This is a genomic window from Azotobacter beijerinckii (assembly GCF_900110885.1).
Classification (GTDB): domain Bacteria; phylum Pseudomonadota; class Gammaproteobacteria; order Pseudomonadales; family Pseudomonadaceae; genus Azotobacter; species Azotobacter beijerinckii.
Map to the genome: position 1 here is coordinate 74,795 of NZ_FOFJ01000011.1, position 26,210 is coordinate 101,004.

The 26,210-nt window shown below is 68.0% G+C and carries 28 protein-coding genes; 18 read left to right on the forward strand and 10 right to left on the reverse strand.

All coding sequences use genetic code 11. From position 1 onward, the window contains the following. Entirely contained in the window at positions 1-528 is a 528-nt protein-coding gene (locus BMY22_RS08015; RefSeq protein WP_090621004.1) for a cytochrome b/b6 domain-containing protein, read from the forward strand. Positions 529-841: 313 nt separating this feature from the next. Here the strand turns inward: BMY22_RS08015 and BMY22_RS08020 are convergent, their stop codons facing one another. Then, the gene (locus BMY22_RS08020; protein ID WP_090621005.1) at positions 842-1,612 is read right to left on the reverse strand and encodes a phytanoyl-CoA dioxygenase family protein; all 771 of its coding nucleotides are present in this window, start codon (positions 1,610-1,612) and stop codon (positions 842-844) included. A gap of 366 nt (positions 1,613-1,978) precedes the next feature. On the opposite strand from BMY22_RS08020, the gene BMY22_RS08025 reads away from it, so the two are divergent. From BMY22_RS08025 to BMY22_RS08035, 3 genes are all read left to right on the forward strand, one after another. After that, positions 1,979-2,842, forward strand: a complete 864-nt coding sequence (locus BMY22_RS08025) for an alpha/beta fold hydrolase (protein ID WP_090621007.1) — start codon at positions 1,979-1,981, stop codon at positions 2,840-2,842. 121 nt (positions 2,843-2,963) lie between these two features. Then, the gene (locus BMY22_RS08030; protein ID WP_090621008.1) at positions 2,964-3,764 is read left to right on the forward strand and encodes a DUF4892 domain-containing protein; all 801 of its coding nucleotides are present in this window, start codon (positions 2,964-2,966) and stop codon (positions 3,762-3,764) included. 111 nt (positions 3,765-3,875) lie between these two features. Next, positions 3,876-4,976 carry an AI-2E family transporter gene (locus tag BMY22_RS08035; RefSeq protein ID WP_090621010.1) on the forward strand — a complete coding sequence of 367 codons (1,101 nt, stop codon included), beginning with the start codon at positions 3,876-3,878 and terminating at the stop codon, positions 4,974-4,976. Positions 4,977-4,978: 2 nt separating this feature from the next. On the opposite strand, the gene BMY22_RS08040 is transcribed toward BMY22_RS08035, so the two are convergent. Beyond that, positions 4,979-5,965, reverse strand: a complete 987-nt coding sequence (locus tag BMY22_RS08040; RefSeq protein WP_090621011.1) for a patatin-like phospholipase family protein — start codon at positions 5,963-5,965, stop codon at positions 4,979-4,981. Between the two features lie 119 nt (positions 5,966-6,084). Between BMY22_RS08040 and selD the strand changes: the two genes are divergently transcribed. Next, positions 6,085-7,122: a selenide, water dikinase SelD gene (selD, locus tag BMY22_RS08045; RefSeq protein ID WP_090621013.1), complete on the forward strand. Its 1,038-nt coding sequence runs from the start codon at positions 6,085-6,087 to the stop codon at positions 7,120-7,122. Continuing rightward, positions 7,122-8,234 carry a tRNA 2-selenouridine(34) synthase MnmH gene (mnmH, locus tag BMY22_RS08050; protein ID WP_090621015.1) on the forward strand — a complete coding sequence of 371 codons (1,113 nt, stop codon included), beginning with the start codon at positions 7,122-7,124 and terminating at the stop codon, positions 8,232-8,234. The genes selD and mnmH overlap by 1 nt, the downstream gene beginning before the upstream one ends. Here mnmH and BMY22_RS08055 read toward each other — a convergent pair. Further along, positions 8,195-9,424, reverse strand: coding sequence for a glycosyltransferase family 4 protein (locus tag BMY22_RS08055; protein WP_090621016.1), 1,230 nt, complete (start codon positions 9,422-9,424; stop codon positions 8,195-8,197). The two genes, mnmH and BMY22_RS08055, sit on opposite strands and share 40 nt — an antisense overlap. A gap of 104 nt (positions 9,425-9,528) precedes the next feature. Then, positions 9,529-10,275, reverse strand: a complete 747-nt coding sequence (gene cysZ / locus BMY22_RS08060) for a sulfate transporter CysZ (protein WP_090621018.1) — start codon at positions 10,273-10,275, stop codon at positions 9,529-9,531. Between the two features lie 602 nt (positions 10,276-10,877). Here cysZ and BMY22_RS08065 point away from each other — a divergent pair. After that, positions 10,878-12,272, forward strand: a complete 1,395-nt coding sequence (locus BMY22_RS08065) for a cytochrome c peroxidase (RefSeq protein ID WP_090621019.1) — start codon at positions 10,878-10,880, stop codon at positions 12,270-12,272. Positions 12,273-12,499: 227 nt separating this feature from the next. Here the strand turns inward: BMY22_RS08065 and BMY22_RS08070 are convergent, their stop codons facing one another. The 4 genes from BMY22_RS08070 to folM all read right to left on the reverse strand — a co-directional run bounded on the left by BMY22_RS08070 (position 12,500) and on the right by folM (position 14,555). Next, positions 12,500-12,841: a HopJ type III effector protein gene (locus BMY22_RS08070; RefSeq protein ID WP_090621021.1), complete on the reverse strand. Its 342-nt coding sequence runs from the start codon at positions 12,839-12,841 to the stop codon at positions 12,500-12,502. Further along, positions 12,838-13,131 carry a DUF1244 domain-containing protein gene (locus BMY22_RS08075; protein WP_090621022.1) on the reverse strand — a complete coding sequence of 98 codons (294 nt, stop codon included), beginning with the start codon at positions 13,129-13,131 and terminating at the stop codon, positions 12,838-12,840. Before BMY22_RS08075 ends, BMY22_RS08070 begins: the two co-directional genes overlap by 4 nt. A gap of 294 nt (positions 13,132-13,425) precedes the next feature. Next, entirely contained in the window at positions 13,426-13,803 is a 378-nt protein-coding gene (folX, locus tag BMY22_RS08080; protein ID WP_090621024.1) for a dihydroneopterin triphosphate 2'-epimerase, read from the reverse strand. Between the two features lie 41 nt (positions 13,804-13,844). Further along, complete coding sequence (gene folM, locus BMY22_RS08085) at positions 13,845-14,555, reverse strand: dihydromonapterin reductase (RefSeq protein ID WP_090621025.1); 711 nt, start codon at positions 14,553-14,555, stop codon at positions 13,845-13,847. 282 nt (positions 14,556-14,837) lie between these two features. On the opposite strand from folM, the gene mdcA reads away from it, so the two are divergent. Genes mdcA through madM form a run of 9 tightly spaced genes read left to right on the forward strand, consistent with a single transcriptional unit; the run spans position 14,838 to position 22,186 of the window. Further along, positions 14,838-16,499: a malonate decarboxylase subunit alpha gene (gene mdcA / locus BMY22_RS08090; protein ID WP_090621027.1), complete on the forward strand. Its 1,662-nt coding sequence runs from the start codon at positions 14,838-14,840 to the stop codon at positions 16,497-16,499. Continuing rightward, positions 16,499-17,377 carry a triphosphoribosyl-dephospho-CoA synthase gene (locus BMY22_RS08095; protein ID WP_090621029.1) on the forward strand — a complete coding sequence of 293 codons (879 nt, stop codon included), beginning with the start codon at positions 16,499-16,501 and terminating at the stop codon, positions 17,375-17,377. The genes mdcA and BMY22_RS08095 overlap by 1 nt, the downstream gene beginning before the upstream one ends. A 2-nt stretch (positions 17,378-17,379) precedes the next feature. Continuing rightward, positions 17,380-17,679: a malonate decarboxylase subunit delta gene (locus tag BMY22_RS08100; protein ID WP_090621030.1), complete on the forward strand. Its 300-nt coding sequence runs from the start codon at positions 17,380-17,382 to the stop codon at positions 17,677-17,679. After that, positions 17,672-18,523 carry a biotin-independent malonate decarboxylase subunit beta gene (locus tag BMY22_RS08105; protein ID WP_090621031.1) on the forward strand — a complete coding sequence of 284 codons (852 nt, stop codon included), beginning with the start codon at positions 17,672-17,674 and terminating at the stop codon, positions 18,521-18,523. Before BMY22_RS08100 ends, BMY22_RS08105 begins: the two co-directional genes overlap by 8 nt. After that, on the forward strand, positions 18,520-19,326 hold the full coding sequence (gene mdcE, locus BMY22_RS08110; protein WP_090621033.1) for a biotin-independent malonate decarboxylase subunit gamma: 807 nt from the start codon (positions 18,520-18,522) through the stop codon (positions 19,324-19,326). Before BMY22_RS08105 ends, mdcE begins: the two co-directional genes overlap by 4 nt. A 23-nt stretch (positions 19,327-19,349) precedes the next feature. Further along, complete coding sequence (locus tag BMY22_RS08115) at positions 19,350-19,988, forward strand: malonate decarboxylase holo-ACP synthase (protein WP_090621034.1); 639 nt, start codon at positions 19,350-19,352, stop codon at positions 19,986-19,988. Then, on the forward strand, positions 19,985-20,920 hold the full coding sequence (gene mdcH / locus BMY22_RS08120; protein ID WP_090621036.1) for a malonate decarboxylase subunit epsilon: 936 nt from the start codon (positions 19,985-19,987) through the stop codon (positions 20,918-20,920). Before BMY22_RS08115 ends, mdcH begins: the two co-directional genes overlap by 4 nt. Before the next feature lie 50 nt (positions 20,921-20,970). After that, positions 20,971-21,420 (forward strand): malonate transporter subunit MadL, encoded by a 450-nt coding sequence (gene madL / locus BMY22_RS08125; RefSeq protein ID WP_090621037.1) that lies wholly within the window; start codon positions 20,971-20,973, stop codon positions 21,418-21,420. Position 21,421: 1 nt separating this feature from the next. Then, entirely contained in the window at positions 21,422-22,186 is a 765-nt protein-coding gene (gene madM / locus BMY22_RS08130) for a malonate transporter subunit MadM (protein ID WP_090621038.1), read from the forward strand. A gap of 117 nt (positions 22,187-22,303) precedes the next feature. Here the strand turns inward: madM and BMY22_RS23725 are convergent, their stop codons facing one another. Next, complete coding sequence (locus BMY22_RS23725) at positions 22,304-22,561, reverse strand: hypothetical protein (RefSeq protein ID WP_139204325.1); 258 nt, start codon at positions 22,559-22,561, stop codon at positions 22,304-22,306. Between the two features lie 484 nt (positions 22,562-23,045). On the opposite strand from BMY22_RS23725, the gene BMY22_RS08135 reads away from it, so the two are divergent. Beyond that, positions 23,046-24,449 (forward strand): sodium:proton antiporter, encoded by a 1,404-nt coding sequence (locus tag BMY22_RS08135; protein WP_090621040.1) that lies wholly within the window; start codon positions 23,046-23,048, stop codon positions 24,447-24,449. Positions 24,450-24,498: 49 nt separating this feature from the next. On the opposite strand, the gene BMY22_RS08140 is transcribed toward BMY22_RS08135, so the two are convergent. Then, a complete protein-coding gene (locus BMY22_RS08140) occupies positions 24,499-25,416 on the reverse strand; it encodes a LysR family transcriptional regulator (protein WP_090621041.1) in 918 nt (305 codons plus the stop codon). A 236-nt stretch (positions 25,417-25,652) separates the two neighbouring features. Between BMY22_RS08140 and BMY22_RS08145 the strand changes: the two genes are divergently transcribed. Then, complete coding sequence (locus BMY22_RS08145) at positions 25,653-26,120, forward strand: ferritin-like domain-containing protein (protein ID WP_090621043.1); 468 nt, start codon at positions 25,653-25,655, stop codon at positions 26,118-26,120. The last annotated feature ends 90 nt before the right edge of the window (positions 26,121-26,210 follow it).

Here is a 26,210-nt window from a genome sequence, read left to right on the forward strand (position 1 = left end):
ATGAGCACCGAGACGCTGCGCCTCTGGGACCCGCTGGTGCGGCTGTTTCACTGGTCGCTGGCCGGCGTGTTCGTCGCCAACTACTTCTTCACCGAGGAGGGCGAATCCTGGCACGTCTGGCTGGGCTACTACGCGGTGGCGTGGCTGGCCATCCGGGTGGTCTGGGGATTCGTCGGTTCGCCGGCGGCGCGCTGGACGGACTTCTGGCCGACCCGCGCGCGTCTGGCCGAGCACCTGCAGGCGCTGGTCGCCGGGCGTCCGTATCACCGGCTCGGCCACTCGCCGCTGGGCGCGCTGGTGATGCTCCTGATGATGGTCTGCATGGCCGGTCTCGGCCTGAGCGGTTTCCTGATGCAGGAGGTCGACTACTTCTTCGGTTCGGACGTGGTCGAGGAGGTGCATGAACTGCTCGCCAACGGCCTGCTCCTGCTGGTCGGCCTGCACCTGACGGCGGCGCTGGTGGAGAGCATTCGCCTGCGCGAGAACCTGCCGCTGTCGATGATCACCGGCCGGCGGCGCAAGCTGTAGCTCTTCCCTCGGCCGGACGGGCGATCTTCTGCGCAGCATGCCGCCGCCCGCAGGAGTTCGGCGTCCGGCCCGGCTATCGCGAGCGGCTTCCGCGGCTTTTCCCCGCCGCCGGCCGCTTCGCTTGTTGAGTGGCGGTATTTCCCGACGATCCCGCGCCACGGCGCAAGCCGTGGTACGGGCGTGCCGTGCAAAAAGTGTACGCGTCCCGGCAGGCCGCAGCCCGCGAGGGCTGCAGCCAGGTATTCGGAGGTTATCCACGGTTTAGTCCACGGCTTCTGGGGGTAACTGCCCGGCGCTGCCTGCTGCCGTGCGCTCAGTCGTATTCCGCCGGCGCGTGGTCGCCGAGCAGGCGCCGCTGGCGTGCCGTGCAGGCGGCCAGCACCTGTGGATCGAAGCGCCAGTGCAGATAGGGCGAGAACTTCTGTGCCACCATCCGCCGCCCGTAGTGTACCTGCAGCAGATAGCGCGTCCGGTCGGCGGTGCGGTTGCGGCTGCCGGCGTGCCAGAGTTCGCTGCGAAAGAACAGCACGTCGCCGGCCCGGCACAGCACCGGCTCGGGCACGCGGCCTTGCCACTGACGCTCGTCCGGGCGGGGCGGGCGGCCGGCGCGGTGGCTGCCGGGGATCACCAGGGTCGGGCAGAGGTCCGCGTCGATCGCATCGAGGTAGAGGTGCGCCGTGCAGATCTGCATGGGCAGACGGAAGGCCGGGTCGGCGAGCAGGGCCGGCGGCAGCTCCATGACCAGGTAGTCCAGGTGCAGGTCGGCGCCGATGAAGCCGGGATGGCAGCGCCAGGCGGTCTGGCCGATCACGTGGCAGTCGCTGCCGAGCGCGGCTTCGGCCAGCTCGATCACCCCCGGCAGGTCGAGGTAGGGCAGCCACAGAAGCGAGCGGTTGAATACGCACTTGTAGTGATCGACCAGCCCGGTGTAGTCCCAGTGTTCGGGCTCGAGGCGGTCGATGGCGTCGCGCAGCGCGGCGATCTGTCCGGCCTCCAGCACGCCGGGCAGCAGCACGAAACCCTCCTCGTGCAGCGCCTGCAGGCGCCGGGCGGTCAGCTCCGGGGGAGTGGCATCGTCGGGCATGGCAGTCTCGCTCGGGCGTTCCTGCTCCAGTCTAGGGTCTGTTGACGTTTTGGCGTGAGCCGCGTTGCCGCGTCAAATGCCGCCAGGCAAGGCGCGGGGCGCCGGCAATGGTCATTCCCTTGCCAAGACCCGCAACGCCGCATGGCGGCATTTGACGCGCAACCCGAAGGGACGGGGCCCGTCTGGCGCAGCACGGCGTCGCTCGTCGTTCATTTGGAATGACCAAACCTCTCTCCTCGTTCCTTGTTCTGCGCCAGACGGGCCTCCGTCGCGGCCTACGCCAAAACGTCAACAGACCCTACGCCGACGCGGGGCCTGCCATCCGCTATGCTGCGGCTCTCGTCGCCCTCCCGCACAGGACGCCCCATGACCCTGCATTTCGAAGAGGTCCGCCTCAATCTGCCCCATATCGAATTGGCCGCCCACCTCTACGGACCGGAGGACGGCCTGCCGGTGCTGGCCCTGCATGGCTGGCTGGACAACGCGATGAGCTTCGCCCGCCTGGCGCCGCGGCTCGATGGGTTGCGCATCGTCGCCCTGGACTTCGCCGGCCACGGCCACTCCGCCCATCGTCCGGCCGGCGCGAGCTACAGCCACTGGGACCATGCCTACGACGTGCTGCAGGTCGCCGAGCAGTTCGGCTGGCAGCGCTTCTCCCTGCTCGGGCATTCCATGGGCGCGATCGTCGCCGTGCTGCTGGCCGGCGCGCTGCCGGAGCGGATCGAGCGGCTGGCGCTGATCGACGGCGGCATGCCGATCACCCGCGCGGCCGGGGAGGCCCCGCTGCAGCTCGGCGACGCTTTGCGCGGACACCTGGCGCTGGCCGGCAAGCGCAAGCCGGTCTACGAGAGCATCGAGCGGGCGGTGCTGGCGCGCATGCACGGGGTGGCCGCGGTGAGCCGCGAGGCCGCCGAACGGCTCGCCGAGCGCGGCCTGATGCCGGTGCCCGGTGGCTATACCTGGCGGGCCGACAGCCGCCTGCGGCTGCCCTATCCGCTGCGCCTGGACCCGGCCCAGGCCGAGGCCTTCGTCCGCGCCGTGCGCTGCCCGGTCAGTCTGGTGCTGGCCCGCGCGGGACTGCTGGTCGGCCGGCCGCAGCTGGCCGGGCTGCTGGAGGAGCTACCCTTTGAAGTGCACGAGCTGCCCGGCGGGCATCATCTGCACCTGGACGACGAAGCCGGCGCCCAGGCCGTCGCCGATTGCCTCAACCCTTTCTTCCGCGCGCCTTGACTTGCCGGGGGCACCTCGGGAAGTGGGCCGCCCCCGAGGAGACCGCGCTGTGCACGGCCATTCCCCGTTACCAAGCCTGATCCGCTGCCGTCCGCTCCGGGCCGCGTCTGCGGGGCGCCGGATGCGGGTGACCGCTTTCTGCTGCCTGGTGCTGGCCAGTCGCCTCCTGCTGGCCGCCGACCTGCCGGGCAGCCACGACCTCGAAGTCCTGCCGCGTGTTCCCCATGCCGAGATCGTCGAGTTCCGCCAGGGCGATGCGGAGCGCCGCTATCCCCTGGGCGGCATCCAGCGGATCAGCGGCCGCCTGCGTGCCGAGCGCGAAGTGTCCGCCGAAGGGGCGCTGACCGCGGTGACCTATCAGCTGCCGGACGGGCATGCCGCCGCGGAGGCCTTCGCCCAGGCCCGCGAGGCGCTGCTCGGGCAGGGCGCGGAACTGCTCTACTGGTGCGAGGGACGCGACTGCGGCGCCAGCAGCCTGTGGGCCAACGCGGTGTTCGGCAACGCCGACCTGTACGGCCCGGACGAGCGCCAGGCCTATGCGTTGCTGCGCCTGGCTGCACCGCGCCGGGACAGCCTGCTGGCGTTGTATGCGATTATTCGCGGCAACCGCCGGGAGTACCTGCATGTCGAGCAGCTCGACGCCGCCGCCCTCGGCGAGCTGCTGCCGACCCCGGACACCCTGCTGCGCCAGCTGCGCGCCGACGGCCAGCTGCTGCTGCCCGGCCTGACCGGCGAGCCCGGCGCGGCCTGGAGCGAGCTGCTGGCCCGCAGCCTGATGCTCGACAGCACCCTGCGGGTCGCCCTGGCCGGGGCGCAGGCGCCGGCCTGGCGCGCCGCGCTGGTCGAGCGGGGCGTGCGTGCCGCGCGCCTGGAGTTGGACGAGGCGGCGATTGCGGGGCTGCGCCTGAGCCGGCTGCCGTGAGGCGCGCGAACGTGCGCCGCCCGTCCCGGCGTTTTCCCTGCAACCTGCCTGCGGCACAATGCCCATACTGTCCGGCCCTTGGCCGCCTTTTCGATGGAGTTGCCAACCCCCATGCCGCCCAATAACGATCGTCTGCTGGTGCTGTTCCTGCTGGTGGGATTGCTCGGCGCCTGCCTGTGGGTGCTGCTGCCGTTCGCCTCGGCGCTCTTCTGGGCGGCGGTGCTGGCCTTCGCCAGCTGGCCGCTGATGCGCCTGCTGACCGTCCGGCTGAAGGGGCGGGAGTCGGTGGCGGCCAGCCTGCTGACCGTCGGCTGGGTGATCCTGGTGGCGGTGCCGCTGCTGCTGTTCGGCTTCAACCTGGTCGGCTACGTCCGCGAACTCACCGAGCTGATCAACACTCTGCGCCTCGAAGGCCTGCCGCCGCCGCCGGACTGGCTGGCCGGACTGCCAGTGGTCGGCGACGAACTGGTCGCTCTCTGGCGCGCCCTCGACCAGCAGGGGCTGGCGCTGTTCGCCACGCTCAAGCCTTACCTCGGCCAGGTCGGCAACTGGTTGCTGGCACGCAGCGCCAGTATCGGCAGCGGCATGCTGGAGCTGGTGCTGAGTCTGGTGCTGGTGTTCTTCTTCTACCGCGACGGACCGCGCCTGGAGCGCTTCGTGCAAAGCCTGCTGGAGCGGCTGATCGGCGAGCGCGCCGAGCATTACCGGAAGCTGGTCGCCGCCACCGTGCAGCGGGTGGTCAACGGGGTGATCGGCACCGCCGCGGCCCAGGGCCTGCTGGCGCTGATCGGCTTCTGGATCGCCGGAGTGCCGGGGGCGATGCTGCTCGGCCTGCTGACCTTCGCGCTCAGCCTGATTCCCATGGGGCCGCCGCTGGCCTGGATGCCGGCCACCGCCTGGCTGGTCTGGCAGGGCGACTACGGCTACGCGATCTTCCTCGGCATCTGGGGCATGTTCGTGATCAGCGGGGTGGACAACGTGCTTAAGCCCTATCTGATCAGCCGCGGCGGCAACCTGCCGCTGGTGGTGGTGCTGCTCGGGGTGTTCGGCGGGATCTATGCCTTCGGCTTCATGGGCCTGTTCCTCGGCCCGACGCTGCTGGCGGTGGCCTACAGCCTGCTCAGCGACTGGGTGAACGAGCCCGGGCCGACGCAGGGATTGCCGGAGGGCGATCGGCGGGGGCGGCCGGCGGAACAGGCCGAGCGGGAGTAGGGCTAAGCGTCGCGTTCGAAGGCATCCAGGCTGTCGCGGGCGATCTCCCGGCCGAGCTGGATCATCTCCGGCGCCTTGTGGAACTCGAAGAAGCGGCACACCTGCTTGGGCACGTTGATCAGGATGTCCGGCGGGTAGCCGGCGATCTTGTACTGGGTCAGCGCGCTCTGCATGACCTCGAAGCTCTGGTTGACCAGATCGAGCAGCGTCGCCGGGCCGATGGAGTCGACCACCCGGGCGCCGCTGGCCGACTTCGGCGGGCTTTCCGTGTCCAGGCCGGGCGGCTCGCCCAGTTCGCCGCGCAGCTCGGGCACCGGCAGCGACGCGCCGTACCCTTCGCGACGGCGGAACGGCAGACGCGAGCCGAGCGAGTCGAGCATGGCGTCGACCCGTCCCTTGAGCGCCGCCTGGCGCTCGTTCACCGGCAGCCGGTAGTGCTTGTGGTTGGCCGCGCCGAGGTTGACCGCGACGATCAGGTCGCAATGGCTGGAGACCACCGGGACGATCGGCAGCGGGTTGAGCAGGCCGCCGTCGACCAGCATGTGGTGGCCCTTGGTCACCGGGGTGAACAGGCTGGGGATCGCCGCCGAGGCGCGCATCGCCTGGTGCAGGCAGCCCTCCTGGAACCACACCTCCTGGTAGGTGGTGAGGTCGGTGGCCACCGCGGTGAAGGGGATCGGCAGGTCTTCGATGTTCACCTCGCCGACGATCTCGCGGATTCGCGCGAAGATCTTGTCGCCGCGGATCACTCCCAGGCTGAAGCTGACGTCGAGCAGGCGCAGCAGGCCCAGGTAGTCCAGGCTCTCGATCCACTGGCGATACTCGGGTAGCTTGCCGGCGGCATGGATGCCGCCGATCACCGCGCCCATGGAGCAGCCGGCGATGCAGCCGATCTGGTAGCCGCGGGCCTCGAGTTCCTCGATCACCCCGATGTGGGCATAGCCCCGCGCACCGCCCGAGCCCAGTACCAATGCCACCCGCTTGCCCATGGAATCCCCCGTACTGCCGTACCGCTTGTTCCTCGAACCATACGCCGGGCGCGACGCGGCGCCAAGGTGCGCTTTTGGTACAATTCGCCGCTTGTTCAGTTCCCCTTCGAGGACGCCCCGTGAGCGACCCCATTCGCCTGACCCAGTACAGCCATGGCGCCGGCTGTGGCTGCAAGATTTCCCCCAAGGTGCTGGAGGTGATCCTCGCCGGCAGCGGCGCGCAGAACCTCGACCCCAGGCTCTGGGTCGGCAACGCCTCGCGCGACGACGCCGCCGTGTACGCCGTCGACGAGGAGCGTGGGGTGGTCTCCACCACCGACTTCTTCATGCCGATCGTCGACGATCCCTTCGATTTCGGCCGCATCGCCGCGACCAACGCGATCAGCGACATCTATGCGATGGGCGGCGACCCGCTGCTGGCGATCGCCATCCTCGGCTGGCCGATCAACGTGCTCCCGCCGGAAGTGGCCCGCGAGGTGATCGCCGGCGGCCGCTCGGTCTGCGATCTGGCGGGCATTCCGCTGGCCGGCGGCCATTCCATCGACACCCCCGAGCCGATCTTCGGCCTGGCGGTGACCGGCATGGTGGAGAAGCGCTTCCTCAAGCGTAACGATACCGCCACCGCCGGCTGCCGGCTGTACCTGACCAAGCCGCTGGGCATCGGCATCCTCACCACCGCGGAGAAGAAGTCCAAGCTGCGCGCCCAGGACGTGGGCCTGGCGCGCGACTGGATGTGCACCCTGAACAAGCCGGGCAGCCGCTTCGGTCGCCTGGCGGGGGTCAAGGCGATGACCGACGTCACCGGCTTCGGCCTGCTCGGCCACCTGGTCGAGATGGCCGACGGCAGCGGGCTGTCGGCGCGCATCGAGTTCGCCGCGGTGCCGCGTTTCGTCGGCCTGGAGTACTACCTGGAGCAGGGCTGCGTGCCCGGCGGCACCCTGCGCAACTTCGACAGCTTCGGCGAGCGCATCGCGCCGCTGCCGGAGCTGTGCAAGCTGGTGCTCTGCGACCCGCAGACCAGCGGTGGCCTGCTGGTCGCGGTGAGTCCCGAGGGCGAGGCGGAGTTCCTCGCCGCGGCCGCCGAGCTGGGCCTGGTCCTGGCGCCGATCGGCGAGCTGGTCGAGCGACAGCGTCTGGCGGTCGAGGTGCTCTTTTGATGCGCGCCGATACCGCCGACTACCGCCAGCTTTTCCTCGATGCAGTCCCCATGATGGACTCCCGCGCTCCGGTGGAATTCGCCGCTGGCGCCTTTCCCGGCGTGCTCAACCTGCCGCTGATGACCGACAGCGAGCGACAGAAGGTCGGCACCTGCTACAAGCAGCACGGCCAGCAGGCGGCCATCGAACTCGGCCACCGGCTGGTGTCCGGTCGGACCAAGGAGCAGCGCATCCAGGCCTGGGCGGACTTCGCCCGCGCCCATCCCGACGGTTACCTGTACTGCTTCCGCGGCGGCCTGCGCTCGCAGATCGTCCAGCAGTGGCTGAAGGACGAGGCCGGCATCGATTACCCGCGGGTGATCGGCGGCTACAAGGCGATGCGCGGCTTCCTCCTCGAGACCACCCGCCAGGCCACCGAGCAGTGCGCATTCCTGCTGGTCGGCGGCCTCACCGGCACCGGCAAGACCGAGGTGATCGCCGCCCTGGACAACAGCCTGGACCTGGAGGGCCATGCCAATCACCGCGGCTCCAGCTTCGGCAAGCGCGCCACGCCGCAGCCGGCGCAGATCGATTTCGAGAACCGCCTGGCCATCGACCTCCTGAGAAAGCGCGCGGCCGGCATCGGCCGGTTCGTGCTGGAGGATGAGAGCCGCCTGGTCGGCACCTGCTCGCTGCCGCTGGAACTCCACCAAGGCATGCAGCAGTACCCGCTGGTCTGGCTGGAGGACAGCTTCGAGGGGCGCGTCGAGCGCATCCTGCGCGACTACGTGATCGACCTGTGCGCCGAGTTCGTCGCCGTCGAGGGCCCGGATGCCGGCTTCGCCGCCTTCGCCGCGCGTCTCACCCAGAGCCTGGCGAACATCGTCAAAAGGCTCGGCGGCGAGCGTTACCAGCGGCTGGCGGCAATCATGGCCCAGGCGCTCGCCGAGCAGGGCGAAGGGCGCGGCGTCGAACTGCACCGCGAGTGGATCGTCGGCCTGCTGCGCGAATACTACGATCCGATGTACGCCTACCAGCGCGAGAGCAAGGCCGGACGAATCGTCTTCGCCGGCGACCAGGCGGCGGTGCTGGCCTATCTGCGCGAGCGCGCGACCGGGACCGCCGGCGGCTGATGCCGCAGGCTCTCGGCTGGCGCCGAGGCGGCGGCTCTCTGCTCGGGGGGCGCCTGTAGGGCGCCGCGCAGGTAGGCCTCGAACTGCCCGACGATAGCGTCCCAGCCCTGGTGGCTGGCGTGCCGGCGGGCGTTGAGGCGCACCCGGCGCAGGTTTTCCTCGTCCTCCAGCAGCCAGCTCGCCGCCTCGGCGAAGCCGCGCTCGTCGCCCGGCTCGGCCAGCGCACCGTTGTGTCCGTGGCGGATGTGCTGGGCGGCGGCCGCCTGATCGTAGGCGACCACGCCGAGCCCCGAGGCCAGTGCCTCCAGCACCACGTTGCCGAAGGTTTCCGACAGGCTGGGAAAGAGGAACAGGTCGCCCGAGGCATAGTGGGTGGCCAGCGTCTCGCCCAGCTGCATGCCGCAGAAATGGGCTTCCGGCCATTGCAGTTGGAGGCTGGCGCGCAGCGGACCGTCGCCGACCACCACCAGCTTCAGCCTGCGCTGCGGATGGGCCGCCTGCAGGCTGCGGAAGCTGCTGCCGAGCAGGCCGAGGTTCTTCTCCGGCGCCAGTCGCCCGACGTGCAGCACGACGAGGTCGTCGTCCCCCACGCCCCAGCTGGCGCGCAGGGTGGCGGAGCGTCGGGCGGGGTGGAACAGCTGGCTGTCGACCCCGCGGGAGAGCAGTTCCAGCCGCTCGAAGCCGCGCCGGGTCAGCTCCATGCGCTGGCTGGCGCTGGGCACCAGGGTCAGCCGGGAATGGTTGTGGAACCAGCGCAGGTAGCGGGTCAGCAGGCGGCTCAGCAGGCCGAAGCCGTAATGGCCGCTGTACTGCTGGAAGTTGGTGTGGAAGCCGCTGACCGCCGGAATCCCCAGACGCCTTGCGCAGCGCAGGGCGGACAGGCCCAGCGGGCCTTCGGTGGCGATATAGATCACGTCCGGGCGTTCGCGCTGCCAGCGGTGCAGCAGCTTGCCGGTGGCCGACTGGCCCCATTGCAGCCCCGGGTAGCCGGGCAGCGGCCAGCCGCGGGTCAGCAACAGCTGCTCGTCGCCGTGCCGGCCCCGGTCGGCGCTCTGCCGCGGGCGGACCACCTGCAGGCGGTGGCCGCGCTCGCGCAGCCCGGCGCACAGCCGGCCCAGGGTGTTGGCGACGCCGTTGACCTCGGGGGGAAAAGTTTCGCCGATCAGGGCGATGTGCAGGGCGGTAGTCATGGCAGCAGTCTCGGACGCTGCCATGTCAGGTCGATGACCGTTCGTTGACGTTCCGGTGACGACCTCCCGGCGGGCAGGCGGCCCGGGCGCGGGCCGCCTGTGGCTCAGGCTTGCGGCGGCGGCGCGTCGCCCTCGCGGACCCAGAACAGCGTGGCGCCGGCCACCGCGGCGGGCATGATCAGCAGGTTCAGCCCCGGCACCAGCAGCGCGGCGTAGGTGATGCCGCCGAAGCTCAGGCTGCGCCAGCGGCGGGCGCGCAGCCAGGCGAGCATGGCGTCCCAGCTGAAGCGGTTGTTGTCGGCCGGGTAGTCGATGTACTGCACGGCCATCATCCACACGCCGAACAGCAGCCAGAGCGGCGGGGCGAGCAGGTTGAGCACCGGGATGAAGGAGAGGGCCAGCAGCAACAGCGCCCGCGGCAGCAGGTAGGTCAGCTTGCGCCACTCGCGGCTGAAGGTGCGCGGCGCCAGGTCGAGCAGTTCGCGCCAGTGGAAGGCCGGGAAGTTGTCCTCGCCGCGCGCCACCACTTCGACCTTTTCCGCGAGCAAGCCGTTGAAGGGCGCGGCGATGGTGGTTGCCAGCAGGGTGAAGCTGAAGAACACCATCAGCACCACCAGTCCGACGAACAGCGGCCACAGCAGGTAGTCGAGGAAGGCCAGCCACTGCGGCAGTCTGGGCATGAGGGTGTCGACCCAGTGCTCGAACTGGCGCACGGCCAGGCCGACCAGGCCGGCGAAGAGCAACAGGTTGACCGCCAGCGGCAGGAGGACGAACAGCCGCAGGCCGGGGCTGAGGATCAGTTTCAGACCTTCGCCCAGGTAGTGCGGGCCGGACAGGACGGGTGAGGGCATGGCGTTCTCCGAAATCGAATTCGCGGCGACCTTACCGGCTTTGCCGGGGCGGGAAAAGTGCTGGCTGGAGAAACGATAGATATTGGCTATGAGGCGGATTGATTTTGAGCATTTCCGTGGGCCGGGCTCTGCGGGTAGCTTGAGCCTACCGATTCGAGAGCCACTCGACAGTTGCCGGGGCCCCCGCTCTCCCTAGAAGTCTTCCCCTTGGCTTGGTGGCCCCTTTTTCTTTTCTTGGCTCAGGCCTCGCGGCGGGTTGTTGCAGCGCACACCGCCCGGGCCGTTTTATTCCCCCGCCCGCCGAACCGTTGTCCTACTGGGCCGACGGCTCGGCCGCGCCGCCGTCGGTCCTCCCGGCGCACAAGCCTGCCCGTCTTCCGCCTCGTCCCCTGGTCGATAGCGCGTAGGGCCATTGCTCGGGCAGCTTGGATAGCTTCCGCCTATGAACGGCATTGACTTTAAAAATTTCCTCCGAAAAGGAAGGGGCTTTAAGGTACCGTTCATCTGATCTGTGATTAAGTCGACAGTCGGCAGAGCCTTGCGCTCCTCGGCCGGTCCGCTGTCGGCTGCCCCCGTTTCCAACCTCTCGCAAAGGATGCCCCGTGAAAAAGCTCCCCCTTGTCGTCGGTGCCTGCGTAGCCGGTTACCTGGCCACCGTCTTCATCGTCGACCGTTTCGACGACCGCCTCAGTCGCCAGCACCTGGCCAGCGCCGAGTTGAAAGGCTTGGACAACCTGACGACCGAAGCCTTCAAGGTGCTGAACGGCAACGGCTGCCAGTACTGCCACACCCGCAACAGCGAGCTGCCGTTCTACGCCAACCTGCCGGTCGCCAAGCAGGTGATGGCGAAGGATATTGAGATGGCCCAGCGCCAGTTCAACATCGAATCGCTGCTGGCCAACGTGCAGCAGGGCCAAGCCGTGTCGGAAGTGGACCTGGCCAAGCTCGAGTCGGTCATGCAGGACAACGCCATGCCGCCGAACCTCTACCTGAGCATGCACTGGCGTTCCCGGCTGTCCGACGCGGAGAAGGGCGTGCTGCTCGACTGGGTGAAGGCCGAGCGCCTCAAGCAGCACCCGGATGGCATCGTCGACGGCACCTTCAAGTTCGAGCCGGTGCAGCCGATCACCACCACCTTCCCGGTGAACGCCGGCAAGGTCGCGCTGGGCGAGAGGCTCTATCACGATACCCGCCTGTCCGGCGACGACAGCGTGTCCTGCGCGAGCTGCCACGCCCTGGACAAGGGCGGGGTCGACCGCCTCGAGGTGTCGGTCGGGGTCGGCGGCTCGAAAGGTCCGATCAACGCGCCGACGGTGTACAACGCCGCTTTCAACATTCACCAGTTCTGGGACGGCCGGGCTGCCGACCTGCAGACCCAGGCGGGCGGTCCGCCGATGAACCCGCTGGAGATGGCCTCGACCTCCTGGCAGCAGATCGTCGGCAAGCTGGCGCAGGACGGGCCGCTGAGCGCGGAGTTCGCCGCCCTCTATCCGGACGGCATCACCGCGAAGAACATCACCGACGCGATCGCCGAGTTCGAGAAGACCCTGGTCACCCCGAACAGCCGCTTCGATCTCTTCCTGAAGGGGGATGCCAATGCCCTGAGCAGCGTGGAGAAGGAAGGCTACGAACTGTTCAAGGCCACCAAGTGCGCGACCTGCCACGTGGGCGAGGCGATGGGCGGGCAGTCCTTCGAACTGATGGGCGTGAAGGGCGACTACTTCGCCGCGCGCGGCAATGTCAGCGAGGTGGACCACGGCCGCTACAACGTGACCAAGGAACCGAACGACATGCACCGCTTCAAGGTGCCGACCCTGCGCAACGTCGCCCTGACCGGCCCCTACTTCCACGATGCCAGCGCCAAGACCCTGGAAGAAGCCGTCGACAAGATGGCGGAGTACCAGGTCGGCGTGAAGCTGTCCAAGGACGAGGTCGGCAAGATCGTCGCTTTCCTCAACACCCTCAACGGCCAGTACCAGGGCAAGACCCTGCAGTAACCGGCAGCTCCCGGGGGCGTTCGCCCCCGGTTCTCGCCCGGTTTGGCTCAGAGGTTGTGAAAAAATCGAATAGCGCCGCGAGAACCTCTCCAACCACCTTCAGAACGGCGTGCTACGTGAAATGCAGGAGAGTTTGCGGACCAAATAGTCTCACTTTTCACGTAGCGCAACGTTTTAGCGGGGGTTTTGAAGGGGGCTCAGCAGCGGCTTGAATTTTTCACAGCCTCTCAGCCCTTGCGGCCGAGCGGCTGGCTTTCGAAGCGCACGCCGGCCAGGCCGCTTTCCATCAGCGCACGGATGTTGCCGTGGTCGCTGCCGGCGGGGCTGGCCAGCACGGCGCGGTAGTGCTCGCCGAAGGCCAGCAGGGCCTCTTCGTCGCTCAAGCCTTCCAGCAGCGCCAGGCCCAGGGTTTTGCAGGAGCCCTCGTTCTGTCCGGCGGCGTTCTCCACCGGACCGTTGGCGAAGGCGCTCGGCCGGTAGTCGTAGTGCGCGGCGATGAAGGCCAGGGTGTCGGCAAAGGCGTGCTCCCCGCCGCGCAGGCGGGCACGGAAGTCGTTCAGATCGGTCATTTCTTGCTGCTCTTCTCGAAGGCCGCCACCTGCTCGGGGCTGGCCTCTTTCTGGTATTTGCTTTTCCATTCGTCGTAGGGCATGCCGTAGATCTCCTCGCGCGCCTGTTCGACGCTGAGTTCGATGGAAAGGTCGTCGGCGGCGGCCTTCAGCCATTTCCACAGGCAATTGCGACAGAATCCGGCAAGGTTCATCAGGTCGATGTTCTGCACGTCCGGCCGGCTGCGCAGATGCTGGACCAGGCGGCGGAAGGCGGCGGCTTCGAGTTCGATGCGTTGTTCTTCGGTCATCGCGGTTCCCCGGCTGACAGTCGTCGGTAGCGTAGACGGCCGGCGAGGCGGCCGCCGGGCGCGATCATAGCGCGCTGCCGGCGGCCGTCACCAGCGTGCCCGGGCGGGCTGCGCTCAGAGGTTGTGAAAAAATCGAATAGCGCCGCGAGAACCTCTCCAACCACCTTCAGAACGGCGTGCTACGTGAAATGCAGGAGAGTTTGCGGACCAAATAGTCTCACTTTTCACGTAGCGCAACGTTTTAGCGGGGGTTTTGAAGGGGGCTCAGCAGCAGCTTGAATTTTTCACAGCCTCTCAGGCCTCGCGGTGGCCGGCGAGGGTGATCGACACCGATTCGGCGAAGCGCAGGGCGTGGGGCTTGTCCACCTCGACCTCGGCGTAGCGCACGCTCGCGTGACCCATCACCAGATCGAGGATCTCCTGGGTCAGGCGTTCGAGCAGGGCGAAGCGGTTCTCCTCGACGTGGCGGATGATCGCTTTGGTCAGGGTGCGGTAGTTCAGCGCGTGGTCGATGACGTTGTCGCGCACCGCATCGACGGCGGGGTAGAGCACGGTGAGGTTGATCAGCACGTCCTGCTTGTTGAGGATTTCCTCCTCCTTGATGCCGATGTAGGTGCGCAGACGCAGGTCCTTGACCCGGATCCGCGCCATGCCAGGTTCCAGTCGCGGCATAGCCTTGCTCCATTCTGTCGGTTGCGGAAGTGGGGCAGCACTCACTTGAGGTGACGGCCGCCGTTGACGGTCAGCGTGGTGCCGGTGACGTAGGGATTGTCCAACAGATAGCGCAGGCCCAGATAGACCGCCTCGGCGCCGGGCTCGATGCCGAGGGCGGACTTGGCGAGGGTCTTGGCCCGGTAGTCGGCGTCGTCTTCCGGCTTGAAGAGGATCAGCGCCGGAGCGATGCCGTTGACCTTGACGCGCGGCGCCAGGCGCGCGGCGAAGGACAGGGTGAGGTTCTCCAGGCCGGCCTTGCTGGCGCTGTAGGCGATGTGCCGGTCGCTGCCCTTGCGCGTCACGTCGTCGCCGATGTGCACGATGTCCGCCGGGCTCGAGCGTTCCAGCAGCTCGGCGCAGTGCAGGTTGATCAGGTAGGGCGCCAGCATGTGCACGCTGAACAGCCGCTGGAAGGTCTGCGCCTCCGCGCCGGGGGCTTCGCTCAGCCATTCCGAGGCGTTGTGGACGATGGCGCGCAGGCGGTCGGTGTGCGCCTTGAGCCGCTCGATGAAGGCGAGGATGCCGGCCTCGTCGGCGAAGTCCGCAGGCAGGGTCAGCGCGCCGCGCTCGCGCAGGCGCGCCAGGCCCGGCCGTTCGCGGCGGAAGGTCACGATCAGCGGCTGGCCCGCGTCGAGCAGCCGCTCGGCGCAGTAGAGGCCGATGCGCTGGCTGGCGCCGGTGATCAGGATGGGGGCCGGGGACGCGCTCATGGGGGACTCGCACAACCGATGGAATAGGTCCAGCGGCGCAGCGTCCGGGTACCTGACCAGTAGGGACGCTGCGCCACCGAACCAAGAGGGAACTTATAGCAGTGTCCAACTTTGTACAACCGTGCCCGTTTACTCCTCCAGACGAAGGTATGACGGGATAACGTGCCGCTCGTCGGCAAGAAATCGTTAACTTCAGAGTAACGATCGACCGCCCTGCTTGATTGAACGCTTCCCGGCCGCCCCCTACCGTGAGACCACGACAGCGGAACCCGTGGAGTAGCCATGACAACAACAATTTCCCCCCCGCCGCAGTGGGCGCGCCGGCGCAGCGAGAAGCAGCGCCGTCTCGACCAGGTGCGCAGCCTCGCCGATGGCGTGGTTCTGCCGACCGAGCGGATCGTCGCCGCCCTGGAGGCGCTGATCGCCCCCGGCGATCGCGTGGTGCTGGAAGGCAACAACCAGAAGCAGGCGGACTTTCTTTCCCGCTCGCTGGCCAAGGCCGATCCGGGCAAGTTGCACGACCTGCACATGATCATGCCCAGCGTCAGTCGCGCCGAGCATCTGGATCTGTTCGAACGCGGCATCGCCCGCAAGCTGGACTTCTCCTTCGCCGGGCCGCAGAGCCTGCGCATCGGCCAGTTGCTGGAGGACGGCCTGCTGGAAGTCGGGGCGATCCATACCTATATCGAGCTGTATTCGCGGCTGGTCGTGGACCTGATCCCCAACGTCGCGTTGCTGGCCGGTTTCAAGGCCGACCGCCACGGCAACATTTATACCGGGCCGAGTACCGAGGATACCCCGGCGATCATCGAAGCCGCCGCATTCTGCGATGCGGTGGTGATTGTGCAGGTCAACGAGCTGGTGGACGAGACCACCGATCTGCCCCGCGTGGACATCCCGGCCTCCTGGGTCGACTTCGTGGTGGTGGCCGACAAGCCGTTCTACATCGAGCCGCTGTTCACCCGCGACCCGCGCCACATCAAGCCGGTGCACGTGCTGATGGCGATGATGGCGATCCGCGGCATCTACGAGAAGCACAAGGTCCAGTCGCTCAACCACGGCATCGGCTTCAACACCGCGGCCATCGAGCTGATCCTGCCCACCTACGGCGAGCGCCTGGGCCTCAAGGGCAAGATCTGCCGCAACTGGACGCTCAACCCGCACCCGACCCTGATTCCGGCCATCGAGACCGGCTGGGTCCAGAGCGTGCACTGCTTCGGCACCGAGCTGGGCATGGAGAACTACGTGGCGGCGCGCCCGGACGTGTTCTTCACCGGCCGCGACGGCTCCTTGCGCTCCAACCGCCTGATGTGCCAGCTGGCCGGCCAGTACGCGGTCGACCTGTTCATCGGCGCCACCCTGCAGGTCGACGGCGACGGCCATTCCTCCACCGTCACCCGCGGCCGCCTGGCCGGCTTCGGCGGCGCGCCGAACATGGGCCACGACCCGCGTGGCCGCCGCCACGCCACCCCCGCCTGGCTCGACATGACCGAGCCGGTCACCCTGCTCGAGCGCGGCAAGAAGCTGGTCGTGCAGATGGTCGAGACCTACCAGGAAGGCGGCAAACCCACCTTCGTCGAGCAGCTCGACGCCGTCGAGGTGGCGCGCAAGGTCGGCATGCCGCTGGCGCCGGTGATGATCTACGGCGACGACGTCACCCACCTGCTCACCGAGGAGGGCATCGCCTACCTGTACAAGGCCCGCTCGCTGGAGGAACGCCAGGCGATGATCGCCGCAGTGGCCGGGGTCACCAGCATCGGCCTGCGCCACGATCCCAGGGACACCGAGCGCATGCGCCGCGAGGGGCTGATCGCCCTGCCGGAAGACCTCGGCATCCGCCGTACCGACGCCAGCCGCGAGCTGCTCGCCGCCAAGAGCATCGCCGAGCTGGTCGACTGGTCCGGCGGCCTCTACAACCCGCCCGCCAAGTTCAGGAGCTGGTGATGAACGCACAGATTGCCGTTCTCCCGCGCCTGAGCCTGGCCGAGCAACTCGCCGACCTCGCCGTCGAGGCGCTGATCGACGAGGCCGAGCTGTCGCCCAAGCCGGCGCTGGTCGACCGCCGCGGCAGCGGTGCCCACCTGGACCTCAGCCTGGAGCTGATGCACGCCTCGGCCTGGTCGTTGTGGCCGGCCTTCCACGACATGGCCGCCGCCGGCCAGGCGGCCGGGCAGGTCGATGTCGCCCTGCGCGAAACCCTCGGCCGCCTCGGCCGCGAGGGCGAGGCGCAGATGCTCGCGGTCACCGGCGGGGTCAATACCCACCGCGGCGCGATCTGGGCGCTGGGTCTGCTGGTCAGCGCCGCCGCGCTGGCGCCGCCGCGGGCTCGGGTCTCGCTCGTCGCGCTGCAGGCCGCCCGACTGGCCCGGCTGGAGGACCGCCAGGCCCCGACGCAGCCGCCGAGCAACGGCGAGCGGGTGCGCCGGCGCTACGGCGTGCGCGGCGCCCGCGCCGAGGCCCAGGCCGGTTTCCCCGGCGCGCTGGCCCACGGCCTGCCGCAGCTGCGGCGCAGCCGCGCAGCCGGCGTCGAGGAGAACCACGCGCAGCTGGATGCGCTGCTGGCGATCATGGCCCAGCTGGAGGACACCTGCGTGCTGCACCGCGCCGGCCTGGAGGGGCTGCGCTGCATGCAGGACGGCGCCCGCGCGGTGCTGGTGGCCGGCGGCAGCGCCAGCCTGGCCGGACGCCGTAGCCTCAGGGAGCTGGAGCTCGGTTTGCTGGAGTTGAACGCCTCGCCCGGCGGAGCAGCCGATCTGCTCGCCGTGACCTTATTCCTCGACCGCCTGGAGCCGATGCTCGGGGCGCCGATTGGGAGCCTGTAAACATGGAAACCCTGTCCTTCGAATTTCCCGCCGGCCAGCCGGCCCGCCAGCGCGCCCAAGTGGGTTGCGTCGGCTCCGGCGACCTGGAGGTGCTGCTCGAGCCCGGCCCGGCCGGTCGCCTGAACATCCAGGTGGTCACCTCGGTGAACGGCAGCGCCGAGCGCTGGCGCCACCTGTTCGAGCGCATGTTTGCCGGCGCCAACCCGCCGGCCCTGAACGTCGATATCCACGATTTCGGCGCCACTCCCGGTGTGGTGCGGCTGCGTCTGGAACAGGCGCTGGAGGAGGTGAGCAATGTCTGATCTGAATGCACTGCTGCACAGCCGCAGCTTCGTCGAGCTGGGCGCCCGCCAGCGGGTCGCCGCGCTGCTCGATCGGGGCAGCCTGCGCGAGCTGCTCGACCCCTTCGCCCGGATCAAGTCGCCGTGGCTGGAGGCCCAGGGCATCGTCGCCCAGGCCGACGACGGCGTGGTGGTGGCCAAGGGCACCCTCGGCGGTCGCCCGGCGGTGGTCGCCGCCATCGAGGGCAACTTCCAGGGTGGCAGCCTCGGCGAAGTGGGCGGCGCGAAGATCGCCGGCGCCCTGGAGCTGGCCGCCGAGGACAACCGCAACGGCATCCCGACCTGCGCCGTGCTGCTGCTGGAGACCGGCGGCGTGCGTCTGCAGGAGGCCAACCTGGGCTTGGCGGCGATTGCCGAGGTGCAGGCGGCCATCGTCGAGCTGCGCCAGTACCAGCCGGTGATCGGCGTGGTCGCCGGTCCCGTGGGTTGCTTCGGCGGCATGTCGATTGCCGCCGCGCTGTGCAGCCATCTGCTGGTCACCCGCGAGGCCCGCCTGGGCCTCAACGGTCCGCAGGTGATCGAGCAGGAAGCCGGCCTCGACGAGTACGACTCCCGCGACCGTCCGTTCATCTGGAGCCTCACCGGCGGCGAGCAGCGCTTCGCCTGCGGCCTGGTCGACGCCTACGTCGCCGACGACGTGGTCGCCATCCACGACCGGCTGCTGGCGATTCTCGAACAACCCGGCGAGGCCCTGCCGCGCAGCCGCCAGTACGCCCGCTTCCTCGACCTGCTCGGCCGCTACGACGCCGTACCGCAGGCCGACGCCGCCGCCGTGCGCGCCCTCTACCAAGGAGATCAGGCATGAGCACCGTCCTTTCGCAACGCGGCCTCAACTGGCTGCGCGCCCTCACCGCCAACGCCGCCGCGCAGCCGGGCTACCCGGCCTCGGTCCGGGTGGTCGACGCCAGCCTCGGCGGCCAGCCGGCGCGCTACATCGCGGTGGTGCCGGATGCCGACAACCGCTTCCCGCGCGCCAGCCACGGCGAGGTCGGCCTGCTGGAAGGCTGGAGCCTCGGCCGCGCGCTGGACGAGGTGATCGCCGCCGACCGCGACGCCGCGGTGAAGCGCACGGTGGTCGCGGTGGTCGACGTGCCCAGCCAGGCCTACGGCCGCCGCGAGGAGGCCCTCGGCATCCACCAGGCGCTGGCCGGTGCGGTGGACGGCTACGCCCGCGCCCGCCTGGCCGGGCATCCGGTGATCGCCCTCTTGGTCGGCAAGGCGATGTCCGGCGCCTTCCTCGCCCACGGCTACCAGGCCAACCGCATCGTCGCCCTGCGCGATCCGGGGGTGATGGTTCACGCCATGGGCAAGGAATCCGCCGCGCGGGTCACCCTGCGCACCGTGGACGAGCTGGAGGCGCTGGCCGCCAGGGTGCCGCCGATGGCCTACGACCTCGACAGCTACGCCTCGCTCGGCCTGCTCTGGGAAACCCTCTCGGTGGACGCCATCGAGGCGCCGCAGGGCGACGACCTGGCGCGGGTACAGGCCTGCCTGGCCCACGCGCAGGCCGACATCCGCACCAAAGGCAGCGACCTGCGCGGCCGCCTCGGCGCCGCCAACCGCGCTGCCTCGCGCCGGGTGCGCGAGCTGCTGCGGGCGCAGTGGTAACCGGCCGGGTGGAGGAGACGCCGATGCACGAAACTCGCCTGCTGCCGCAGCCCCACGACCTGCTCTGGGGGATGTGCACCGACCGGCTCGACGCCGCCGCACCGACCTGGGCGGCCGAGGTGCTCGCCGCCGGCCGGCCGGTGGTGGTGCGCCGCGCGCCGGCGCGGGACGGCTGGATCGCCGTCGGGGTGCGCGGGCACGGACGCGAGCAGCGCCACGCCGCCTGGATGCCGCGGGCGGCGATCCGCCGGCGCGTGCAACCGGAGCAACTGACCGGCGGCGGGGAACGGGAGGGCGTCTGCGCGCCGCTGCGTGCCCTGGCCCTGCTGCAGCCGCAACTGGATGCGCTGTGCCGCCAGCGTGGCCTGGCCTGGGGGGTGACCGGCGGCGCCGGTTACCAACTGGCAACCGGCGTGACGGTGCTCGGCGAGCACAGCGATCTCGACCTGCTGCTGCGCGTGCCGCGGCCGCTGGAGCGCCGGCAGGCCCTGGCTCTGCTCGAGCGGCTGAAGCAGTTGCCCTGTCGGGTCGACCTGCAACTGGAAACCCCGGCCGGTGCCGTCGCCCTGCGCGAGTGGGCGGGCTCCGCGTCGCAGGTGTTGCTCAAGGCCTGCAGCGGCGCGCGGCTGGTCGGCGATCCCTGGCGGGAGGTGGCGGCATGAGCAGCCTGTTCGCCTTCCCCGGCCAGGGCGCCCAGCAGCCGGGCATGCTTCGCCAGCTGCCGGACGAGCCATTGGTACGGGCCTGCCTGGAGGAGGCCGGCGACGCGCTGGGCGAGGACGTGCGGGCGCTGGACAGCGCCGAGGCCCTGGCCTCGACCCGCGCCGTGCAGCTCTGCCTGCTGCTCGCCGGGGTCGCCAGCGCGCGGCTGTTGATGGCGCGCGGCGCGCGGCCGGACTACGTCGCCGGGCTGTCGATCGGCGCCTACCCGGCGGCGGTGGTCGGCGGCGCGCTGGAGCTGGCCGATGCCGCGCGTCTGGTGGCGTTGCGCGGCGAGCTGATGGAGCGGGCCTGGCCGGGCGGCTACGGCATGACTGCGATCATGGGCCTCGGCATCGTCGAGCTGGAGCCGTTGCTGGCGCGGGTCAACGGCCCGGACAGTCCGGTGTTCCTGGCCAACATCAACGCCGACAACCAGTTGGTGATCGCCGGCAGCGAGGCGGCGATGGCGGCGGTCGGCGAGCTGGCCCGCAGCATCGGCGCCGGCGCGGCACGGCGGCTGGCGGTCAGCGTGCCCTCGCACTGCGCGCTGCTGGCCGAGCCGGCGGCGCACCTGGCCGAGGCCTTCGCCGGCGTGAAACTGCGCCGTCCGGCGCTGCGCTACCTGAGCGGCAGCTCGGCGCGCCTGGTGCTCGACCCCGAGGCGCTGCGCGACGACCTGACCTTCAACATGTGCCGCGTGGTCGACTGGCGGGGCACCCTGCGCAACGCCTACGAACGCGGCGTGCGCCTGCACGTCGAACTGTCGCCGGGCACGGTGCTCAGCGGCCTGGCGCGGCGGATAATGAAACAAGGAACCGTGGTCGCCTTCCAGGGCGCCCGTCTCGACACGCTGGACGCGCTGCTGCGCGAGGAGGGCTGCTCGAGCCGCTGACTTTGCGAAGTACCAGAACAACGATTTCAATCCAACACAGGACAATAACAATGATTGTTTACGGCGTGGCTCTGCTGGCCATCTGCACCCTGGCTGGCGTCATCATCGGTGACTTTCTGGGTGTTCTACTGGGTGTTCAATCCAACGTGGGCGGTGTCGGTATCGCCATGATTTTCCTGATCTGTGCTCGCTTGTATATGCACAAGCACGGAAGCATGAGCCACACGACCAAGGAGACTGAGCTTGGCGTCAGTTTCTGGGGTTGCATGTATATTCCGATAGTCGTAGCCATGGCGGCTCAGCAGAACGTCGTAACCGCGCTACACGGCGGCCCGGTCGCACTGATTGGTGCAATCGGCTCCGTCTTGGTATGTGGCTTTGCCATCACGGTAATCAGTCGTAGCCACAAGGGCGAGCCGCTTCCTGCCGAGCCGATAGAGCCACTGCCGGAAAAGTCGATTGAGCTGAATATTACCGCTGCTCCGGTAGGAGGTCGCTGATATGTGGGACGTCATCAAACACGGCTTGGAGCACAACAGCCTAGTCACTGCTTTCGCCCTGGTTGGGGTGATCATGTGGATATCGGCCATCCTGTCCAAGCGTCTCACCCGAGGTCGCGTCCATGGCTCGGCAATTGCGATTGTCATCGGCTTGGTCCTGGCCTGGGTCGGTGGCACGCTAAGTGGCGGACAAAAGGGGCTGGCGGATCTGACGCTGTTTTCTGGTATTGGCCTGATGGGCGGGGCCATGCTGCGCGACTTCGCTATCGTTGCCACGGCCTTCGAAGTGCAAGCGACCGAAGCACGCAAAGCCGGCATGATCGGAGCTGTTGCGCTGTTACTGGGCACTGTTCTGCCTTTTATCGTCGGTGCTGCAGTGGCTTGGGCATTCGGTTATCGCGATGCCGTGAGCGTAACCACCATCGGTGCCGGTGCGGTGACTTATATCGTCGGACCGGTGACCGGTGCCGCAATCGGAGCGACCTCGGACGTAGTAGCGCTTTCCATTGCTACCGGGCTGATCAAGGCGATTATGGTTATGGTCTTTACCCCGGCAGCGTCCCGCTTGATGGGTCTCGACAATCCACGCTCGGCGATGGTCTTTGGCGGCCTGGCCGGCACGGTCAGCGGCGTGACGGCTGGCCTCGCCGCGACCGATCGCCGACTCGTCCCCTATGGCGCCCTTACTGCCACGTTCCATACCGGGCTAGGTTGCCTGCTTGCTCCTTCGCTGTTTTTCTTTTGCGTGCGCGGACTGATTGGCTGACCACCGATAATCCGCCATGTCGGATATTCCGACATGGCGGACATACATCGACAAATTCGTTCAACTGTTTTCCTGATCTGTCGAAGTCGTATTTTCGCTCTCACGGGGAGCAGGATTTCAGCATACAGGCTGCTCTCTGGCGGTTTTCTTACTGCCGCTGCGCAGTCGTCTGCTATCCCATAGGGCGCCGCGGTTGTACTTCATGATGCGCAGCCTGTTCGGCTGAGCGCCCGTTCCGCAGTTACCGTCGAAACCTTTGGCCGCCGCGAGGCGGCCATTTTTTTTGCGTTTGGAGAAGGCTTCGAGCAGAAGTTTGCTCGGCTCATCCGGCGAGCGCATATGAGTAACAGGCGTTGTTTCGGAAATATTATCCACTTAAATGGTAAGTGAATATTGGCGTGTAGCATTTCAGCCATTTTTTTACGCCGCATTAATTAATGCGTGGCGCTTTCAATACAGGGCTGGGTTGCTCTTCGAGACATGTGCTCATGTGCCATGAGATAGAGCGGCACACAATTTCGAGTATGGCTTTTCCCGTGGAACCTGCAGGGGGGGCCGGCATCGCGGCAAGTCCCTGTAGGGCCAGCTGTCAGGAACCGCGGGCTTTGGCGCGGTTTGGCCCCCTGTATGTCGCGGCTGACTGGCACTGTCCGGGGAGCCTGGCGGGAGAGCCCGCCGACGAAGGGCCGAATAGTTGATGATGAATTTTCATGGGAAATGAATATTCCTATGTTGATCTGGCGCAATTAATGCCTTCATGGATAAAGCCTGTTCTGGTTGATGGACTGCTGCTCCGGGCTAGTCGCCGTTCGCAAGAGTTCGGATATCTGTAATCACCTTTCATTGGGAGAGTCAGTTAATGAAGTCGTTCCTGAGCCGGTTTTTATATGTACTGCTTCTGTCGCCCGGACTCTTGTTTGCGGCGGAAGTCGACGGCGCCGCCCTGAGTCTTGCCTGGAGCATTCCCTTCGTGGGAATCCTGTTGTCGATTGCCCTGTTTCCGCTGTTCGCGGGACGGATCTGGCACCACCATTTCGGCAAGATCACCGCGCTCTGGACGCTGCTGTTCCTGATTCCGTTCGTCGTCGCCTTCGGTCTGCACGACACCGTCGCGGTGATCGTGCATGCGCTGTTCGCCGAGTACCTGCCGTTCATCGTCCTGCTGTTCTCGCTCTACACCATCTCCGGCGGCATTCTGGTCGGCGGCAACCTGCACGGCTCGCCGCGCCTGAACACCGCGTTGCTGGCCATCGGCGTGGCGCTGGCCTCGCTGATGGGCACCACCGGCGCAGCGATGCTGATGATCCGTCCGCTGCTGCGCGCCAACGACAACCGCAGGCACCGCGTGCATGTGGTGGTGTTCTTCATCTTCCTGGTCGCCAACATCGGCGGCGGGCTGACCCCGCTGGGCGATCCGCCGCTGTTCCTCGGCTTCCTCAAGGGGGTGGGCTTCTTCTGGACAGTCGAGCACATGCTGCTGCCGGTGTTGCTGTCGACGCTGGCGCTGCTGAGCGTCTTCTATTGCGTCGACCGCTATTTCTACGCCCGGGAAGACGAACTGCTGCCGAGCGATCCGTCGCCGGACTCGCCGCTCAAGCTCTATGGCACGGTCAACTTCCTGCTGCTCGGCGGGGTGGTCGGCGCCGTGCTGCTGTCGGGGGTCTGGAAGCCGGGGGCCGCCTTCACGGTGGCGGGCACGCCGATCGAGCTGCAGAACCTGGTGCGCGACCTGCTGATGCTCGGCCTGGCCCTGGCGTCTCTGAAGATCACGCCGGCGCAGGTGCGGGCCGGCAACGATTTCGACTGGGGGCCGATCCTGGAGGTCGCCAAGCTGTTCGCCGGGATCTTCCTGACCATCGTGCCGGTGCTCGCCATCCTGCGCGCCGGCAGCGAGGGCGGCATGGCCGGGCTGGTGGCGGCGGTGACCCATGCCGACGGCTCGCCGCTCAACGGCATGTACTTCTGGATGTCCGGCTTGCTGTCGGGGTTTCTCGACAACGCGCCGACCTACCTGGTGTTCTTCAACCTGGCTTCCGGCGATGCGCAGGTGATGATGAACGACCTGCCGCAGACCCTGGTGGCGGTGTCGATGGGCTCGGTGTTCATGGGCGCGCTGAGCTATATCGGCAACGCGCCGAACTTCATGGTCAAGGCGATCGCCGACCAGCGCGGCGTGCCGATGCCGAGCTTCTTCGGCTACATGGGCTGGTCGTGCGCGATCCTGCTGCCCTGGTTCGTGCTGCTGACGCTGTTCTTCTTCTGAACGGCCCCAGGCTGCCGAAACGCTCCGCCCCGTGCGGAGCCTTTCGTGTTCAGATTTCGTGGCGCTTGGCGTACATCCGGCACTCGGCGAGCAGGGCAAGCAGGTTGGGGTCGCGCTCGCGGCTCTTGAGAAACACCACGCCGATCTGCTGCTGCATCCGGTAGCGCGGCTGCAGCGGGATCAGTCGCACGCGGTTCTCGTACACCGCGGCGATGCGCCCCGGCAGCAGGGCGTAGCCGACCCCGGAGCTGACCATGCTGAGCAGGGTGAAGATGTCGTTGACCTGCATCGCCACCTTGGGCGCGAAGCCGGCCTGCCGGAACACCCGCAGGGCGTCCTGGTGGGTGGCGAAGCCCTGGGTCAGGGTGATGAAGGTGGCTTCGCGCAGCTCGGCCAGATCGACCTCGGCCTGCGCGGCGAAGGGCGAGTCGACCGGCACGGCGAGGAAGATGTCGTCGCGAAACAGCGGCAGCGAGTCGCAGTCCGGATCGGCCACGCTGTCGTTGAGCGAGACCAGGATGGCGTCCAGCTCGAGGTTCTTCAGCTTGTACAGCAGGTCGACGTTGGAGCCGAGGATCAGGTCGATGTTCAGCGTGCTGCGCCGCAGCTTGAGGCCCATGATCAGCTGCGGCACGGTCTTCACCGTCAGCGAGTAGAGCGCGCCGAGCTTGAAGCGCTCGGCGGAGAAGCCGGCGGCCTCGCGGGTCAGGCGCACGGTGTCGAGCACGTCGGCGACCAGCTTCTGCGCGCGGTCCTCCAGCACATGGGCGCTTTCCAGCGGGCTCAGCTTGCGCCCCTCGCGCCTGAACAGCGGGCAGCGCAGGGCGCTTTCCAGCGAGTGCAGGGCGCGGTGCACGCTGACCGTGCTGGTTTCCAGCTCGGCGGCGGCGCGCGACAGGTTGCCGCTGCGCATGAAGGCCAGGAAGATTTCCAGCTTCCTGAAGGTCAGTTCTTCGTCGATCTGCATGGTCGTCGATGCCTCAGGATAGGGGAGAGGCCACCTCCAGCGGCGGTCTCTGCGGTCACCGCGTCGAGTCTACCGAGTGCCGCACCGGCCATGCACTGCCTGCCGCGGCAAATCGCCGGTTGCCGGGGATGTGAAACCTGCCGCATTATCCTTACTTTCGGTGAGGCCACCCGGTCGTTCGACAGGGCCGCGGCGGCTTCGGCTTTCATTCACCTTCAGTCAATCAAGGAGAAGGCGTGAACGATATCCAGCGTTTCCTGGCCCATGCCATTCAGTTGGAAAAGGAATCGGCCCGCCGCTACGCGGAGCTGGCCGAAGCCATGGACACCCTCGGCAATGCCGAGGTGGCGGAATTCTTCAGGCAAATGTCGCACTACTCCCGCCTGCATCAGAAGGAAGCCATGGAGCGCGGCGGTTTCCACGACCTGCCGAACCTGGCTGCCGACGAATACCACTGGCCCAACGGTTCCAGCCCGGAAGCCGCCTGGGGCCATGTGAACCCCGGCATCGACGTCCTCGGCGCGATGTCGCTGGCCATGCACGGCGAACAGCGCAGCCACGAGTACTACCAGACGATCGCCGACGAAACCGCCGATCCGGAGGTGAGGGCGATGGCCACCGAGTTCGCCGACGAGGAGGCCGAGCACGTGGTCCAGCTGGAAGTCTGGCAGGCCAACCTGGCGAAGCTGACGGCCGTCAACTGAGTCGTCCGCCGGGGCCGGAGTCCGTCCGGAACCGGCCCGCCGATGCTCCCTAGGGCCGGGCGAAGCGCAATGCGTCGTCCGGCTTTTGAT